Source organism: Streptomyces sp. NPDC000878, assembly GCF_053599695.1.
On record NZ_JBSFMT010000025.1, the window covers coordinates 1 to 16881 of the forward strand.

At 71.1% G+C, this 16881-nt stretch carries 9 protein-coding genes; 1 reads left to right on the forward strand and 8 read right to left on the reverse strand.

Going from position 1 to position 16881, the window contains the following annotated elements; translation table 11 throughout:
• Together ACWDR4_RS22585 and ACWDR4_RS22590 are read right to left on the reverse strand one after the other, a co-directional pair.
• A partial coding sequence (locus ACWDR4_RS22585) for a maltotransferase domain-containing protein (RefSeq protein WP_450410962.1) occupies window positions 1-1688 on the reverse strand: 1688 nt, incomplete at its 3' end.
• Window positions 1689-1910: 222 nt separating this feature from the next.
• Entirely contained in the window at window positions 1911-3158 is a 1248-nt protein-coding gene (locus ACWDR4_RS22590) for a S8 family peptidase (protein WP_450410964.1), read from the reverse strand.
• 264 nt (window positions 3159-3422) lie between these two features.
• Between ACWDR4_RS22590 and ACWDR4_RS22595 the strand changes: the two genes are divergently transcribed.
• Window positions 3423-6053 carry a glycosyltransferase family 1 protein gene (locus tag ACWDR4_RS22595; protein WP_450410966.1) on the forward strand — a complete coding sequence of 877 codons (2631 nt, stop codon included), beginning with the start codon at window positions 3423-3425 and terminating at the stop codon, window positions 6051-6053.
• A 37-nt stretch (window positions 6054-6090) separates the two neighbouring features.
• Here the strand turns inward: ACWDR4_RS22595 and ACWDR4_RS22600 are convergent, their stop codons facing one another.
• The 6 genes from ACWDR4_RS22600 to ACWDR4_RS22625 all read right to left on the reverse strand — a co-directional run bounded on the left by ACWDR4_RS22600 (window position 6091) and on the right by ACWDR4_RS22625 (window position 16836).
• A complete protein-coding gene (locus ACWDR4_RS22600) occupies window positions 6091-8115 on the reverse strand; it encodes a protein kinase domain-containing protein (protein ID WP_450410968.1) in 2025 nt (674 codons plus the stop codon).
• Window positions 8116-8247: 132 nt separating this feature from the next.
• A complete protein-coding gene (locus ACWDR4_RS22605; RefSeq protein WP_450410970.1) occupies window positions 8248-8760 on the reverse strand; it encodes a DUF1990 domain-containing protein in 513 nt (170 codons plus the stop codon).
• A 162-nt stretch (window positions 8761-8922) separates the two neighbouring features.
• On the reverse strand, window positions 8923-10584 hold the full coding sequence (locus ACWDR4_RS22610) for a M4 family metallopeptidase (RefSeq protein WP_450410972.1): 1662 nt from the start codon (window positions 10582-10584) through the stop codon (window positions 8923-8925).
• Window positions 10585-10935: 351 nt separating this feature from the next.
• A complete protein-coding gene (locus ACWDR4_RS22615; protein WP_450410974.1) occupies window positions 10936-13026 on the reverse strand; it encodes a M4 family metallopeptidase in 2091 nt (696 codons plus the stop codon).
• A 265-nt stretch (window positions 13027-13291) separates the two neighbouring features.
• The gene (locus ACWDR4_RS22620) at window positions 13292-15064 is read right to left on the reverse strand and encodes an ABC transporter ATP-binding protein (protein WP_450410976.1); all 1773 of its coding nucleotides are present in this window, start codon (window positions 15062-15064) and stop codon (window positions 13292-13294) included.
• Entirely contained in the window at window positions 15061-16836 is a 1776-nt protein-coding gene (locus ACWDR4_RS22625) for an ABC transporter ATP-binding protein (protein ID WP_450410978.1), read from the reverse strand. Before ACWDR4_RS22625 ends, ACWDR4_RS22620 begins: the two co-directional genes overlap by 4 nt.
• Window positions 16837-16881 lie beyond the last annotated feature (45 nt).

Here is a 16881-nt window from a genome sequence, read left to right on the forward strand (position 1 = left end):
AGGTATTCGGTGAGTTCGGTCTTGGTGGTGCGCCAGGTGAAGTAGGTGTAGGACTGCTGGAACCCGGTCTGGGCCAGGGTGTGCATCATCGCGGGGCGGGTGAACGCCTCCGCCAGGAAGATCACGTCGGGGTCGGTGCGGTTGATCTCCGCGATGACCCGCTCCCAGAAGACGACCGGTTTGGTGTGCGGGTTGTCGACCCGGAAGATCCGCACCCCGTGCGCCATCCAGTGCCGCAGCACGCGCACCGTCTCCGCGATGAGGCCGGGCAGGTCGGCGTCGAAGGCGATGGGGTAGATGTCCTGGTACTTCTTCGGCGGGTTCTCCGCGTACGCGATCGTGCCGTCCGGACGGTGATGGAACCACTGCGGGTACTTCTGCACCCAGGGATGGTCCGGCGAGCACTGGAGCGCGAAGTCGAGCGCGATCTCGATGCCGTGGCGGGCGGCCTCGGCGACGAAGAAGTCGAAGTCCTCCAGCGTGCCCAGCGCGGGATGGACGGCGTCGTGGCCGCCGTCCTCCGACCCGATCGCCCACGGCACGCCCACATCCTCCGGGGACGCGGAGAGGGTGTTGTTGGGGCCCTTGCGGAAGGTGTGCCCGATCGGATGGATCGGGGGCAGGTAGAGGACGTCGAAGCCCATCACGGCGATCGACTCCAGCCGCCGCGCGGCCGTCCGGAACGTCCCGTGCGGCTGTGCGGGCGTGCCCTCCGAGCGCGGGAAGAACTCGTACCAGGCCCCGTACAACGCCCGCTCCCGCTCCACCACCAGCGCCAACGGCTCACTGGCGGTGACCAACTCACGCAACGGATGCCGGCGCAGCACCTTGTTCACGGCCGGGGTGAGGGCCGCCGCCAGCCGGGCCGGCGCCGGGCGTTCGATGTCCCGGAGGGCCGCGGCGGCGGTCAGGAGCACCTCCCGTTTGCCCTTGTTCTTCGGTACGCCGGTGGCGGCACGCTCGTACAGCTGCGCGCCTTCCGCCAGTACGAGTTCCGTGTCGATCCCGGCCGGGATCTTGATGCCCGCGTGGTGCCGCCAGGTGGTGATCGGATCGCCCCACCCCTCCACGGTGTACGTCCACTCACCGGGCGCGTCGGCCTCGACGGTGGCGCCCCAGCGGTCGGTGCCCGGTGCCAGTTCGCGCATCGGCGTCCAGCGGCCGGGGCGGCCCTTCGGGTCGCGGAGCACGACGTTCGCGGCGACCGCGTCATGGCCCTCGCGGAAGACCGTGGCCGAGACCTCGAAGGCCTCCCCGACCACCGCCTTCGCCGGACGGCGCCCGTTCAGGACGAGGGGGCGGACGTCCAGGACGGGGATACGGCCGACCGCGGTGTCCGTGCTGGAGGGGAGGGGCTCGGCCGCCGGGGCCGGTTTCGTGGCCGGAGAGGTGGCTGTGGCGGCGGTGGCGGCGGTGCTCGGTGCCGGGTGACCGGCCGCGGAGGGCGGGTCGTGGGGCGCCGGGGCGGTGGTGGCGGGGATGCCGTGGGTCGTCCGACCGGTGCCGGAGGGTTGCTCCGGAGTCGTGGGCCGGGCGGTGGGGGACGTCCTGGGGGGCTTCGGGGGTGTCTCCGGGGCAGGGGAGGGTGTCCCCTGATGTGCCGGCGGGACGGCGGTGGCCGTCCGGGGTATCGGTGGTGTGCCGGTGGTGGGGGTCGGAGGTGCTGCCGAGTGGTGCATGGCGGGCATGACCGCTCCTGTCCGCGTCAACGTGGGTGGGCGGATGGATGTGGGGAGGGGTGTCCAACGGGCGTACTGAGTCGTGTACCGGGGGAGCCTTCCCACCCTATTCGGGTGGGCAATCCGGCACTTTGCTAACTACTCGCGCGTATGTCTGCACCCAGGATCGGCCAGGTCCGCGAACGTCGTCGGCCCCGTCCGGCGGACGGGGCCGACAACGGCACAGTGCCCCTAAGCGAGCGGTGTACGCAGGAGTTTGTTCGGTGAACCGGCCTTCTTGTCGGAGACTTTCCCGGCCGTCGCCAGGGACGTCAGCGCCTTGGCGACTTGCGCCGGACGGGATTTCGGTCGTTCCGCCAAGTAGAGGGCAGCCGCGCCCGCCGCGTGCGGCGCCGCCATCGACGTACCCGAGAAGGCCACCCGGCCCGTGTCGCTCGCGTACGACGCCGAGGTGATCGAGACGCCCGGGGCGAACAGATCGAGAGCCGATCCCCAGTTCGAGAAGGCGGCCCGGGCGTCCGTCCACCCGGTCGCGCCGACCGTGATCGCCTCCTTGACGGCGGCCGGGGAGTAGGACGCCGCCGACGCCCCGTCGTTCCCGGCCGCGACCGTGTACGTCACCCCGGACGCGATCGAGTTCCGTACCGCCGCGTCCAGTTGGGTGTTGCGGTAGCCGCCGAGGCTCACATTGGCGACGGCGGGCTTCCTGGCGTGCCTCGTCACCCAGTCGATGCCCGCGATGACCTGCGCCGTCGTACCGCCGCCCGCGTCGTCGAGGACGCGTACGGAGACGACCCTGGCCTTCTTCGCGACGCCCAGGGCCGTCCCGGCGATCGTCGCCGCGACATGCGTACCGTGGCCGTTTCCGTCGCCCGCCCATCTGTCGTTGCCGACGAAGTCCCAGCCGTAGCTCGCCCGTCCGCCGAAGTCCTTGTGCGAGATCCGGATACCGGTGTCGATCACGTACACGGTGACGCCCTTGCCCGCCGAGTCCGGCGAGGAGTAGCTGTCGTCGAGCGGCAGCGCGGCCTGGTCGATCCGGTCCAGGCCCCAGGACGGCGGGTTCTGCTGGCCGCGTTTGCGGGCAAGCGCGTACGCCGTTTCCTCGGCGTACGTCGTGCTCTGGTCGTAGGTGATCCGGGTGTCCTGGGCGACCGAGGCCACGCGGGAGTCCGCCGCGAGGAGCCTGGCCTGTCTCTCGTCGGCCTGGATGGCGTAGCCGTTCAGGACGGTGCTGTAGGTGTGGCTTATTTTCGCCCCGTACTTCGCGGCGAGTCTCTTGCCGTCCGCCGACGGGGCCGCCGTCCCTCCCTTGAGTGTGACCAGGTAACTTCCGTCGACGGAGCCGGGTTCACCGGCGCCGACTATCTGCCCCTGCGGAGCGGCCTGGGCCGGTGCGATGGCCGAAAGCACCAAGGCTGTGGTCACGGCGGTCAGGCCCGCCGCCCAGCGCAGACGTCTTGTGCGCGTCCGTTTCATGGTTGGAGTTCCCCCTCCTCGGCCGCCAACGCCGGGCGGCCTTCTGGGCAGCCTCTCGTGCGGGGAGAAGTGTTACAAGGTGGCCTACGGGGGTGGAACCGGCCATATCGTCCGTACGGGTACCCGGTAGTGGCGTTACGGACGCGCACGACGCCCCGTGGTTCGTACGCCTCCGCCCCGATACCGTCATGGGGTTGATGACGGACGCACACGGCCGTGCGTCCCTGTAAGGCTTGACATGACGCGCGACCACCGAGGTGGCATGTGAAGGCGATCCGTCGGTTCACCGTCCGTCCCGTTCTCCCCGAACCCCTCCGGCCGCTCAGCGACCTGGCCCGCAATCTGCGCTGGTCCTGGCACGCGGAGACCCGCGAACTCTTCCAGTCCGTCGACCCCGAACGCTGGACCGACGCGGACTGCGATCCCGTACGGCTCCTCGGCAGCCTCTCGCCCGAGCGGCTCACCGAACTCGCCGAGGACCGCCACTTCCTGCGCCGCCTCACCGCGGTCGCCGACGACCTCCACGACTACGTCACCGGCACCCGCTGGTACCAGACGCAGACGCAGCGAGAGGGGGCCGAACTCCCGGCCGCCGTCGCCTACTTCTCCCCCGAGTTCGGCATCACTGCCGCTCTCCCGCAGTACTCCGGCGGCCTCGGCATCCTCGCCGGGGACCATCTGAAGTCGGCCAGCGACCTCGGCGTACCGCTGATCGGCGTCGGACTCATGTACCGGCACGGCTACTTCCGCCAGTCCCTCTCCCGGGACGGCTGGCAGCAGGAGACCTATCCGGTCCTCGACCCCAACGAACTCCCCGTCGCCCTCCTCAAGGAACCCGACGGCTCCCCGGCCCAGGTCTCCCTGGCGCTGCCCGGCGGCCGGTCGCTGCGGGCCCGGGTCTGGCTGGCGCAGGTGGGCAGGGTGCCGCTGCTGCTCCTCGACTCGGACGTGGAGGAGAACGACCTCGGCGAACGGGGCGTCACGGACCGGCTGTACGGGGGTGGCAGCGAGCACCGCCTCCTCCAGGAGATGCTGCTCGGCATAGGAGGAGTGCGCGCGGTCCGGACGTACTGCCGGCTCACCGGGCACCCCGCCCCCGAGGTGTTCCACACCAACGAGGGCCACGCGGGCTTCCTCGGTCTGGAGCGGATCGCCGAACTCTGCGACGAGGGGCTGGACTTCGACGCGGGGCTGGAGGCGGTACGCGCGGGCACGGTCTTCACGACGCACACGCCCGTCCCGGCCGGCATCGACCGCTTCGACCGCGAACTGCTCGCCCGGCACCTCGGCCCCGACGCCGAACTCCCGCGCATCGACGTGGAACGCGTGCTGAGTCTGGGCATGGAGACGTATCCGGGCGGCGAGCCGAACCTCTTCAACATGGCGGTGATGGGGCTGCGGTTGGGCCGCCAGGCAAACGGGGTCTCCGTTCTCCACGGGCAGGTCAGCCGCGAGATGTTCGCGGGGCTGTGGCCCGGCTTCGACCCCGCCGAGGTCCCGATCACCTCGGTCACCAACGGTGTGCACGCGCCGACTTGGGTCGCGCCGGAGGTGTTCAGGCTGGGGGCCAAGCAGATCGGCGCGGAGCGCACCGAGGACGCGCTGACGGTCGGCGGCTCGGACCGGTGGGACGCGGTCGCGGACATCCCGGACCAGGACATCTGGGAGCTACGACGGTCCCTGCGCGAGCAGTTGGTGGTGGAGGTACGGGAACGGCTGCGGGCCTCCTGGCGTCAACGCGGCGCCGGTACGGCGGAGTTGGGCTGGATCGACGGGGTGCTCGACCCGGACGTCCTGACGATCGGATTCGCGCGCCGGGTCCCCTCGTACAAACGCCTGACCCTGATGCTGCGCGACCGGGACCGCCTGCTCGATCTGCTCCTCCACCCCGAACGCCCCATCCAGATCGTGGTCGCGGGCAAGGCGCACCCGGCGGACGACGGTGGCAAGCGGCTGATCCAGGAGCTGGTGCGGTTCGCCGACGACCCGCGGGTCCGCCACCGGATCGTGTTCCTCCCGGACTACGGCATGGCGATGGCGCAGAAGCTCTACCCGGGCTGCGACATCTGGCTGAACAACCCGCTGCGTCCGCTGGAGGCGTGCGGGACGAGCGGGATGAAGGCGGCGCTGAACGGCTGTCTCAACCTCTCGGTCCTGGACGGCTGGTGGGACGAATGGTTCCGGCCCGACTTCGGCTGGGCGATCCCCACGGCGGACGGCACGGGCACGGACCCCGACCACCGGGACGACGTGGAGGCCGCGGCCCTGTACGACCTCCTCGAACAGCGCGTGACCCCGCGCTTCTACGAGCACGGCCAGACGGGCCTGCCCGACCGCTGGATCGAGATGGTCCGCGAGACCCTCACCCACCTGGGCCCGAAGGTGCTGGCCGGCCGAATGGTCCGCGAGTACGTGGAGCGCCTCTACGCCCCCGCTGCCCGCGCCCACCGCACCATGACCCCGGACACGGCAAGGGAGTTGGCGGCCTGGAAGTCCCGGGTCCGGCACGCCTGGCACACGGTGACGGTCGACCATGTCGAGACCTCGGCCCCCTCCCTGACGGCGGAACTTGGGAGCACGCTGTCCCTCCGGGTGCGGGTGGGGCTCGGTGAACTCGCCCCGGACGACGTCGAGGTCCAGGCGGTCTCGGGGCGGGTCGACTCGGAGGACAGCATCACCGACGCGACGACGGTCCCGCTGAAGCCGGTCGGCGGCCCCGACCTGGAAGGGTGCTGGCTGTACGAGGGGCCGCTGTCCCTGCACCGGACCGGGCCCTACGGCTACACCGTGCGGATCCTGCCGGCGCATCGACTGCTGGCGTCGAGCGCGGAGATGGGGCTGGTGGCGGTGCCTTCGGAGGAGGTGGGGGAGGGGGCCGGGGTGCTGATGCGGTGACCCCTGGACGACCTGGCCGGCTGGTCCTGGCGGTGTGTCAGGACCAGCTCCACGCCTGGTTGCCGTTGGCCGCGCAGCTCCAGCCCTGTACCGTCCGGCCCTCCTGGCCCGTGGTGGCGGCCTCCGCGTCCAGGCAGTAGCCGTTCGGGATGCTGACGAAGGTCTGGCCGCCGAACTGGCCGGCGTCGCCGAGGCGCCAGTACTGGGCTTCCAGGCCGGTGCAGACCCTGGTGCCGACCTGCTGGCCGTTCGTACCGCTGGTGCTCGCGTCGGCGTCCAGGCAGCGGTGGCTGCTCTGGTTGACGACGATGTACCGGGAGTCCTGGCCGGGGACGCGGTACAGGGCCCAGCTCTGGGTGGCCGTGCCCTGGCAGGTCCACACCCCGACGGTGCCGTCGCGGGCGTCGAGGCAGCGGGCGGTCGAGCCGCCGCTGGTGCTCTCGGCCACCGTCAGCGCGCCGGTGCGGGCCGCGCCGCGCGGCGTGCCGTACAGGAGTTCCTTGGTCTGGGCGCCGACCCTGCCGTCCACGGAGGTTCTGGCCTCGGTCTGGAAGGCCCGCACCGCGGCGAGGGTCTCCTGGCCGAACCGGCCGTCGACCGTGACGTACAGGCCGTGGCCGCCGAGGAGGAGTTGCAGAGCCTTGACGCAGTCGCCGGCGGCGCCCGTCGCGAGTTCCGCGGCGCAGGCGGCGGACCGGATGTCCGGCGTCGAGGGGTTCTGGCCGGACGCCTGGGTCGGCTCCTGCTGCGTTGCCTGGTCCCGCGTCGCCGACGAGGTGGGCGCGAGTGTGCCGGGCGGGGTGGTGGGTGCGGCGGTCGGGTCCGTCGTCGTGGCCGGGGCGGGTATCAGGTCCGGGGCGGCCGACGCGCCGGTGTCGGTTCCGGTTCCGGTGGCGGCCGTTGCCCGGTCGCCGCCCTGGCTCAGCAGCGCCGCGGTGATGCCCCCGGCGGCCAGGGCGGCTGCCGTCGCGACGGCGACCAGCGTCAGCTTCCTGGTCCCGCCCTTCCCGCCCTTCCTGCTGGTCCTGCTGGTCCTGGGTTTTCCGTGTTCGCCGGGCGGGGCGGGGGCCGGGGTGACGGCGGGCGGGGGTGCCGCTTGCTGGAGGGGCTTCGGGCGCTTCTTCCGAGGGGGTGCGGCCGGTACCGGTGCCGGTGACGACGGTGACAGCTGGTGGCCGATGGCCGTCCTGAACACCGTCTCCGGCAGGGGGCGCCGCTCGGGATCCTTGTCCAGGCAGGTGCGGATGAACGCGGCCAGTTCCGCGTCGACGGTCCCCACCACGTCGAGCACCTCGTCCCGGGGCGGCTCGAAGGCCACCCCGAACAGGACGTCGACGCCCGTCCCCTCACCGAACGGCGCCTGCCCCGTGACGGCGTACGTCAGGGTCGAGGCCAGCGAGAAGACGTCGGAGGCGGCGGTGACCTCGCGGCCCCTGGCCTGTTCCGGGGACATGTAGGCGGGCGTTCCGACGTTCTGGCCCGTGACGGTGATCGCGGTGCCGTCGGGGGCCTGGACGACGCCGAAGTCGATGACGCGGGCGCCGTCCGCACCCAGGATCACGTTGGACGGCTTGAGGTCGCGATGGACGAGCCCCGCCTGCCAGATGGCCTCGATCGCCCGCCCGACGTCGGCCAGCAGCCGCCAGGCCGCCTCGGGGCCGATCGGCCCGCGCGCGGCGACGACCTCGGCGAGCGTGGGCCCCGGTACGTACTCGGTGGCGACCCAGACCAGGTCCTCGTCGCAGCCGCTGCCCAGCAGCCGCACGATGTGCGCCCCCTGGATGCGGTCAAGGGCGCCGACCTCCCGCTCGAACCGCTTGCGGAACTGCGGGTCCTCCGCGTACTCGGGCCGGATCACCTTCACGGCCGCGAGGCCCGTCCCGCCGGTGGTGTCCCGGCCCAGATAGACCCGGCCCATGCCGCCGCTGCCGAGCAGTGACTCCAGCAGGTACGGGCCCGCCTGCCGGGGGTCGCTCCTGCGCAGCGGGACCACCGGAGGCGGTTCCATACCGGTCGCCGCATAGGCCATCGCTACGGTGCGGCTGCGGTGCTGGGGTGGCATGAGGGCCCTGGTCTCTCGCGTGGCACGTGTGACCGCGAGATTAGCGCAGCACACCTGTACGAAAGGGGGAGTTGGGCCGGTTTCCCGGCCAGGAATTCGCGCAAGCCCTTCCGACCTCGGCGTACTCGGCGCTCAGTCCTCGCCGTACTCCCCGCACAGCCGCCGCAGGACGACCCCGCACCGCCGTGCATAAGCATGCTGCAGACCCCGTGTCGCGGGCCCGGCCGCCTTGGCGTACCACTTCGCGCCGCGGCTGAACGCGCTGACCGTCAGCCAGACAGTGCCGTCGCCCGTGCGGTCCACGACGAACGACTCCTCGCCGCACTCCGGGTGACCGGCCAGCGTGCCGTACGCCCAGCCCGCGCGCCGGTGTTCCTCCACTGTCCAGACGACACGGCAGGGCGCCTTGATGAGACCGGCGAGGGTGACCGTGACGTCGACGTCCGGGGCCGCCCGTTCGGCGCTCGCGTCGATGCCCACGCCCATCGCGCGGTGCATCTCCCAGGTGAGAACGGCCTCGGAGGCGCGCCGGAAGACCTCCGTGCCCTCGCCTATGCGGGTGCGTACATGCAGGTGGTGGAAGCCGGGCGGACAACGGAAGCCGCGCTCGCGGGTCGCGCCGACCTCCGCGTACGTGAAGGACATGGGCCCAAGGGTAGGGCGGGGGGTGCCGGTGGCCGTGCGGCGGGGGTGCGGGACGCGGATGCGCGTACGACGGGGGCGGTACCCGGAAATGCCTTCGTTCCGGATACCGCCCCGCCGATCACCTGCTGAACCGGCCGACTACCGTTCGTTCGCCGGTGGTTGTCACGCCGTGACGTTGACCGCCGCCCAGGCCGCGTTCACCGCCGCGTACTCCGTGCTGCTGGAGCCGTACAGGGCCGAGGCCGCCGACAGGGTCGCCGTGCGGGCGCCCTTGTAGTTGGTCGTCGACGTCATGTAGGTGGTCAGCGCCTTGTACCAGATCTGGACGGCCTTGGCGCGGCCGATGCCCGTGAGCGTGGAGCTGTTGTACGTCGGGGAGTTGTAGCTGACCCCGTTGATCGTCTTCGAACCGCTGCCCTCCGAGAGGAGGAAGAAGAAGTGGTTCGCCGGGCCGGACGAGTAGTGCACGTTCAGGTTCTTCAGCGTCGAGGACCAGTAGTTGGCCGAGCCGCCGTCCTTGCTCGGCTGGTCCATGTAACGCAGCGGCGTGCCGTCGCCGTTGATGTCGATCTCCTCGCCGATGAGATAGTCACCGACGTCGTTGGAGTTCGCCGCGTAGAACTCGGTCGCCGTGCCGAAGATGTCGGACGTCGCCTCGTTCAGACCGCCGGACTCACCCGAGTAGTTCAGGCCCGCCGTGTTGGAGGTGACGCCGTGGGTCATCTCGTGGCCGGCCACGTCCAGCGAGGTCAGCGGGTTGACGTTGCCGTCGCCGTCGCCGTACGTCATGCAGAAGCAGTCGTCGTCCCAGAACGCGTTGACGTACGCGTTGCCGTAGTGGACGCGAGAGTAGGCGGCGACGCCGTCGTTCTTGATGCCGGAGCGGCCGAAGGTGTTCTTGTAGAAGTCCCACGTCTCCTGCGCGCCGTACGCGGCGTCGACGGCCGCGGTCTGGTCGCTGGTCGAGCTGGAGGCCGCGCCGGTGCCCCACGTGTCGTCGGCGTCGGTGAAGAGGGTGCCGGCGGTGTCGGTTACGGAGCGCGCCTTGTTGTACGTCTTGTGGCCGCCGCGAGTGCTGTCGGTCAGCTGGTACGTCGAGCCCGACAGCGTCGTGCCCAGGGAGACCGTGCCCGAGTACAGGCTCTTGCCGGTGCCGGTCTCGATGCCCTGGTACTCGTACAGCTTCTTGCCGGTGGCCGCGTCCGTGATGACGTGCAGCTCGTTCGGGGTGCCGTCCTCCTGGAGGCCGCCGACGACGGTCTCGTAGGCGAGGGTCGGGGTGCCCGAGGCGGCCCAGATCACCTTGCGGGGGGCGTTGGACGCCTCCGACTTGGTGGAGCCGGCCTTCTTGGCGAGGGTGACGGCCTGCTTCTCGACGGCGGCCGTGGTGACCTCGGGTGTGAGGTCGGTGACCTTGATGGCGGCCTTCTGGGCCTTGGTCACGCTCCGGGTCTCGCCGGCCGCGTTCTCGTGCACGACGAGGTCGCCGCCGAGGACCGGCAGGCCCGCGTAGGTGCGCTCGTAGCGGGTGTGCAGGGTGCCGTCGGCGTCCTTGATGACGTCACGGACGACCAGCTTCTCCTGCGCGCCGAGGCCTATCTCGTCGGCGGTCGCCGGGGCTTCGGCGGCGGCCTCCTTGATGAGCGCGGTGCGCGTGGCGGGGGAGAGGGTGATCGGTACGGCGGCGGCCTTGGCCCTGGCGCCGGCCGGCTCGGTCTCCGCGGAGGCACCGGTGGTCAGACCGGTGGTGATCAGGGCACCGGCCGCGATCGCGGTGGCGATGGCGAGCGTGGTGCGCTTGTGACGCGCGTAGATGGGGGTCACGCGAACTCCTCTGTGGGGGATCCGGACGGCCTTGGGGTGATCGTCCGGCGCTGGTCGTGAAGTTGGAGTGCTGCTGCTGCGGCGTGCGGTGGAAGAGTGACATTGGGGGCGCGTACATGTCAGGACCCTCAAGTGATGTTGGCCGAAAATCAACTGCCGAGTGAACGTTTCGTGCGTGTAACGCGGCGCGATCTTGGCAAAGCGGCGCTAAAGATCAGGCCCGGTGGCAACAAAACCGCAGTACAGGAGCTGCAAAGGCCGCGCCGCCCCGGCGAGTTGATCCACCGGGGCGGCGCTCTGTCGTTCACGGGTCCTGAACGGTGTCCGAACGGGCCCTTACGGGCGGTGTGTTCAGGCCGTCGGGAAGGTGATCTTCCAGCCGTTGATCCTGCCGGTGTCCTGGGCCGCGCGGTCCTGGACCCTCAACACCCAGGTCCCGTTGGCGACCTCGGAGGAGGCGTTGACCGTGTACGGCTCGTTCACGTCGTCCGCCGAGTCCGAGGAACTGAACGGCTTCAGGGTGTAGACCGACCCGTCCGGCGCCACCAGATCGACGACGAGGTCGCCGCGCCAGGTGTGCGTGATGTCCGGCGTGACGATCAGGTTGGTCGGCGCGTTGCCGGTGACCCCGGTGACCGCGAGCGACGAGGTCACGGCGGCACCGTTGTCCGGAATCGATACGGCGGTCGTGGACTCGAAGGAGGTCCCGGTGCCACCGCCACCGCCCGGACGGGTGCCGACGTTGATACCGGCCCACGCGTTCTGCACGGCCGTGTACTCGGCGCTCGTCGTGCCGTACAGCTCACCCGTCGCCGCGAGCGTCCCGGTGCGGGCCGCCGCGTAGTTGGTGGTCGAGGTGAACTTCGTGGTGAGCGCGCGGAACCAGATCTTCTCCGCCTTGTCCCGGCCGATGCCGGTCACCGCGAGCCCGTCCGAGGTCGCCGAGTCGTAGGTGACACCGTTGATGGTCTTGGTGCCGCTGCCCTCGGAGAGGAGGTAGAAGAAGTGGTTCGCGGGACCCGACGAGTAGTGCACGTCGATCGACCCGATGCCCGAGTACCAACTGTCCCTGGACGAACCGTCCTTGCTCGGCCTGTCCATGTAACGCAACGGCGTGCCGTCGCCGTTGATGTTGATCTCCTCGCCGATGAGGTAGTCACCGACGTCGGAGGAGTTGTTGGCGTAGAACTCGACCGTCGAGCCGAAGATGTCGGAGGTCGCCTCGTTCAACCCGCCCGACTCACCGCTGTAGTTGAGGCCGGCCGTGTTGGCGGTGAGGCCGTGCGTCATCTCGTGCGCGGCCACGTCGATCGACGTCAGCGGGTTGGCGTTGCCCGAGCCGTCGCCGTACGTCATGCAGAAGCAGCTGTCCTGCCAGAAGGCGTTGACGTAGTTGTTGCCGTAGTGGACGCGCGAGTACGCGCCCACGCCGTCGCCCCGGATGCCGGAACGCCCGTGCACGTTCTTGTAGTAGTCCCAGGTGAGCGCGGCGCCGTAGGCGGCGTCGGCGCCGGCCGACTCCAGGTTGGACGGCAGGCCGTTGCCCCAGATGTCGTCGGGGCCCGAGAAGAGGGTGCCGGTGCCGGAGGTGCCGCGGTTCAGGTTGTACGTCCGGTGGCTGCCGCGCGTGCCGTCGGTCAGGTTGTACGTCGATCCGGACTGCGTGGTGCCGAGAGTGACCGTGCCGCTGTACACCGTGTTGCCGGTGCCGGTCTCGACCGCCTCCCACTCGAACAGCTTCACGCCGCTCGTGGCGTCCGTGATGACGTGCAGCTCCTGCGGGGTGCCGTCGTGCTGGAAGCCGCCGACGACCGTCTCGTAGGCGAGGACGGGGGTGCCGCTCGCCGCCCAGATCACCTTGCGCGGGGCCTTGTTGACGTCGGGGCTCTTGGCCTCCTCCGCCTTCGCCGCGCCCAGCGCCTGGGTCTCGGCCTTCGCGGCGGCGATCTTCGGCGTCAGGGACGCGACCTTGATGGTGGCCCGGGTCGCCTTCACGACGCCTTCCGTGGCACCGGACTTGGCGGTGTCGACCACCAAGTCGCCGCCCAGGACGGGGAGTCCGTCGTACGTGCGCTCGTACCGCGTGTGCACGGTGCCGTCGCCGTCCTTGAGGACGTCACGGACGACGAGCTTCTCCTTGGCGCCCAGCCCGAGTTCCTCGGCCGTCTCCGCCTTGGTGGCGTCGGCCTCGGCGAGCAGCGCGGCGCGCTGGGCGGGGGACAGCTTGACGGACTCGGCGCCCGGTATGACCTTGCCCGCGGCCGACGGTGCCTTCTCCGGGGCTGCGGTGGCGGCACCGGACTGAACGGCCGCTGCCAGTAGGGCGGTTACGGCGACGAGGGCGCCGGTGGCGACCCGTCGCTGGGCGGAGCGGGAGAACGAGGTGGTGCTGGTGTGGGAGGTTGTGTGGGGGGTGCGTCTGTGGGACTGGCGTCTCAACACTGACTCCTTCTGCGTGGCCGCGGGTCGAGCGGCCAGGGGGGACCGGACGGCGGTCATTCCGTCCGGGGCAGAACAGGTGCGTGCGGATGCGCGGCGAAGAACACAGCGGTGTGACTGTGGATCTGCTGTGAAGGTGCCGTGGGAAGAGTGCCAGGCAAGCGCATATGCTGTCAGGACCGCGTCAAGAAGTTGGCTGGAAACAGTCCGTTGCCCGGATGGTCATGTTCGCTATACGGACTATTCACCCTTCAAGGGCGCTCACCCTTCAGGAGAGTTCGCCCTTCAAGGGCTCAGGCTGCTGCTCCCCGTGCCACGACCGCCACAGCGCCGCGTACGCCCCGTCCGCCGCCACCAGCCCCTCGTGCGTGCCGAGTTCGGTGAGCAGCCCCTCCTCCATCACGGCCACCCGGTCCGCGTCGTGTGCGGTGTGCAGCCGGTGCGCGATGGCGATCACGGTCCGCCCTTCGAGTACGGCGGCCAGCGCGCGCTCCGTGTGACGCGCGGTCGTCGGATCGAGCAGCGCCGTCGCCTCGTCCAGGATCAACGTGTGCGGGTCGGCCAACACCACGCGGGCCAGGGCGAGTTGCTGGGCCCGCGAACCGTCGGTCGACTCCCCGTCGGGGCCAAGTTCCGTGTCCAGCCCGGCCGGCAGCTCACGCACCCAGTCGGCGGCACCGACCGCGGCCAGCGCCGCCCACAACTCGGCGTCCGTGGCGGCCGGTTCGGCGATCAGGAGATTGTCCCGGACCGTGCCGAGGAAGACATGGTGCTCCTGGGTGACGAGCACGACCTGCCGCCGCAGCTCCTCGGGCCCCAGCGAGGCGATCGGTACGCCGCCCACGGTGACCGTGCCCGAACGCGGCTCGTCGATCCCCGCGAGCAGCCGGCACAGCGTCGTCTTGCCCGCACCCGAAGGGCCCACCACAGCGAGCCGTTCCCCCGGCCGCACGGTCAGATCGACCCCGCGCAGCACCTCGCCACCCCGGTCGTACGCATACCGCACACCGACCACGTCGATCCGGTCGCCGACGGGTACGGGGGATGCCTCGGACCCGCCCTTCGGCGCCCGCCCGAGCCCCTCGACCCGAGCGAACGAGGCACTGCTGCTTTGCAGTTGCTCCATCCAGGTCAGCACCTCGTCGAGGGGCGCCTCCAACTGCCGCAGATACAGGGCCGCCGCCACGACCGCGCCCAGACTGACCGCCCCCTGCCCGTGCAAGGCGCCGCCCAGCACCAGCACGACGGTCACGGGAAGGACGTACGACACCTCCACCGGCGGAAAGAACACCGACCGCAGATACAGCGTGTGCAGCCGCCTGCGGCGCGATTCGTCCAGCGCCTCCCGGCTCACCGCCACCCGCCGCTCCGCGAGCCCGAACGCCTCGACCGTGCGCGCGCCCGACGCGGTCGCCGCGAGGATCTCCGCGACCTCGGAGTTGGCGGAGCCCTCGGCGAGATACGCGGTGCGCGCCCGGCGCAGATACCAGCGCAGCGCGAACCAGATACCGCCCTGCGCGAGCACCGCCGACAGGCCGAGCAGCGGATCGAGCGCGAACACGGCGCCGACGATGAACAGACACTGCACCGACGCGATGAGCAGATCGGGCCCGGCATCGCGCAGGGTCGCGCCGACGGTACTGACGTCGGCCGTCCCCCGGGCGGTCAGATCCCCGGTCCCGGCCCGCTCGACGACGGAGGCGGGCAACGCGAGAGCCCGGTCGACGAACTCCTCCCGCACCCGCGCGAGCGTCCGCTCCCCGAATCGATAGCCCACGTACCGCGCCCACCGCGCCAGCAGCAACTGCGCCACCGCACACACCACGATGACCAGCCCGAGCCGGTCCACGACGGAGACCCCGGCCCCGGCCCGCACCTCGTCGATGATCCGCCCGACCAGCCAGGGCGCGACGAGCCCGGCACCGGCGGCGAGGGAGTTCAGCAGCAGGAGCGCGGTGAAGGCGGGCGCGTCGGCACGGATGAGCCGGACGGCGGCCCGACGGACGTCGGCCGCGTCGGCGACGGGCAGTTGGGCGCTCACCGTACGGACTCCTCGATGTTCTCCAGGCCCGCTTCGCCCGCCAGGTCCTGTTGGTCTGCTTGGTCTGCTTCGTCGATCTCGTCCGCATCGCGGGCCACCAGGGCCCGGTATCCCGGTTCCTCCGCGAGGAGCCGCTGGTGGGTGCCCACGGCTGCCGTCTTGCCGTCGACCAGGTAGTACACGGTGTCCGCGCGGTCCAGCAGCAGGGGTGAGGTGGCGGCGACCACGGTCGTACGGTCCATGCGGTCGCCGCGCAGCCGGTCCGCCACCGCGGCCTCCGTGTGCGCGTCCAGCGCCGAGGTCGGCTCGACGGCCAGCAGCACCTCGGGGTCGGCGAGCAGCGCCCGCACCAGGCGTACGCGCTGGCGCTGCCCGCCGGAGAGGTTGCGGCCCTGGGCGTCGATCGCCGAGTCCAGCCCGTCCGGCAGCCCGAGGACGATGTCGTCGGCGACGGCCGCGTGCACCGCCCGCGCGATGGCCGCCTCGCTCAACTCCCGGCGCCCGGAGACCAGTTCGCGCAGCGTCCCGGCGAACAGGTCGGCCTCGTTGTCGGCGACCAGGATGCGGGCGCGCACCTGGGCCAGGGCGATCTCGTCGAGCCGTACACCGCCCCAGGTCGCCGCCGACGGCGCGAACCGGCCGAGCCGGTCGACGACGGTGACGGCATCGGCGGGCCGGGCACCGGCGAGCGCGGTCAGCCGCCCCGGTACGACGGTCACGCCCGACTCGGGGTCGTGCAGCGCGGCCGGTGACGCGGGCGCGTCGAGGCTGCCGCTGTCGTTGTCGGGCTCAAGCACCAGGAACCGTACGACCCGCCTCGCGGCCACCAGCGCGCGGCTGATCTGGAAACCGCACTCGATGAAGAAGGCCACCGGCACGACCAGCACGGCGACATAGCCGTACACCGACACCAACTCGCCCACGGAGATGTCCCCTTGGGCGGCCAGCCGGGCCGCGAGCCAGGTCACCAGGGCCAGGAACAGGGTCGGCAGGCCGACCCCGAGCGCCTGGATCCAGCTGCTCACCGCCCCGACCCGGTACCCCTGCTCCTGGAGCCGGCGCGAGTCACGCCGGAAGGCGTCCGCGAACAGCCCTTTCCCGCCCAGCCCGTTGAGGACACGCAGCCCGCCCGAGAGGTCGCCGATCCGGGCGGTCAGGACGCCCTGCCGTTCCCGGTACGACGCCTCAACTCCCTGCAACCGGCCGAGCAGCGGTCCGATGAGCACGGCGACGACGGGCACGCCGAGCAGGATCACGGCGGCGAGCGTCGGTGACACCGACAGCAGCAGCCCGGCGACCACGCCGTAGGAGATGATCGCGCCGATGCCGGGCCCGACGAAGGTCAGCGACTGGGCGATCGTCTGCACGTCACCGACGCCGATCGTGACGACCTCCCCGGCCCCGACCTGCCGGGGCAGCGCCGCCCCCAGCCGCACGGCCTGCCCGATCACCACCTTGACCGTACGGAAGTTGGAGTCCATCCGGATGCGGGTCATCGTGCGGTGCCGCATGATGCTCAGCCACGCGCTGAACGTCCCGACGGCGAGAATCGCGCCCGCCCAGCCCGCCAGCACGGCCTGGTCGCCCGGTTCGAGACCGTCGTCGACGGCCCGGGACAGCAGATACGGCGTCAACGCCATCAGCGTCGTCCAGCTGCTGCCCAGCAGCGCCCCGAGCGCACACCGCCGCCACTGCTGCCGCACCAGCCAGAGCAGATAGCGGGCGGGGCCCCGGGAGTCGGGCGTGCCGGGGTCCTCGTACGCGTCGATCATCGCTCTGCCGTCCCCCGGTCCCGTCCTGTGTCTGGTGTCCTGCTG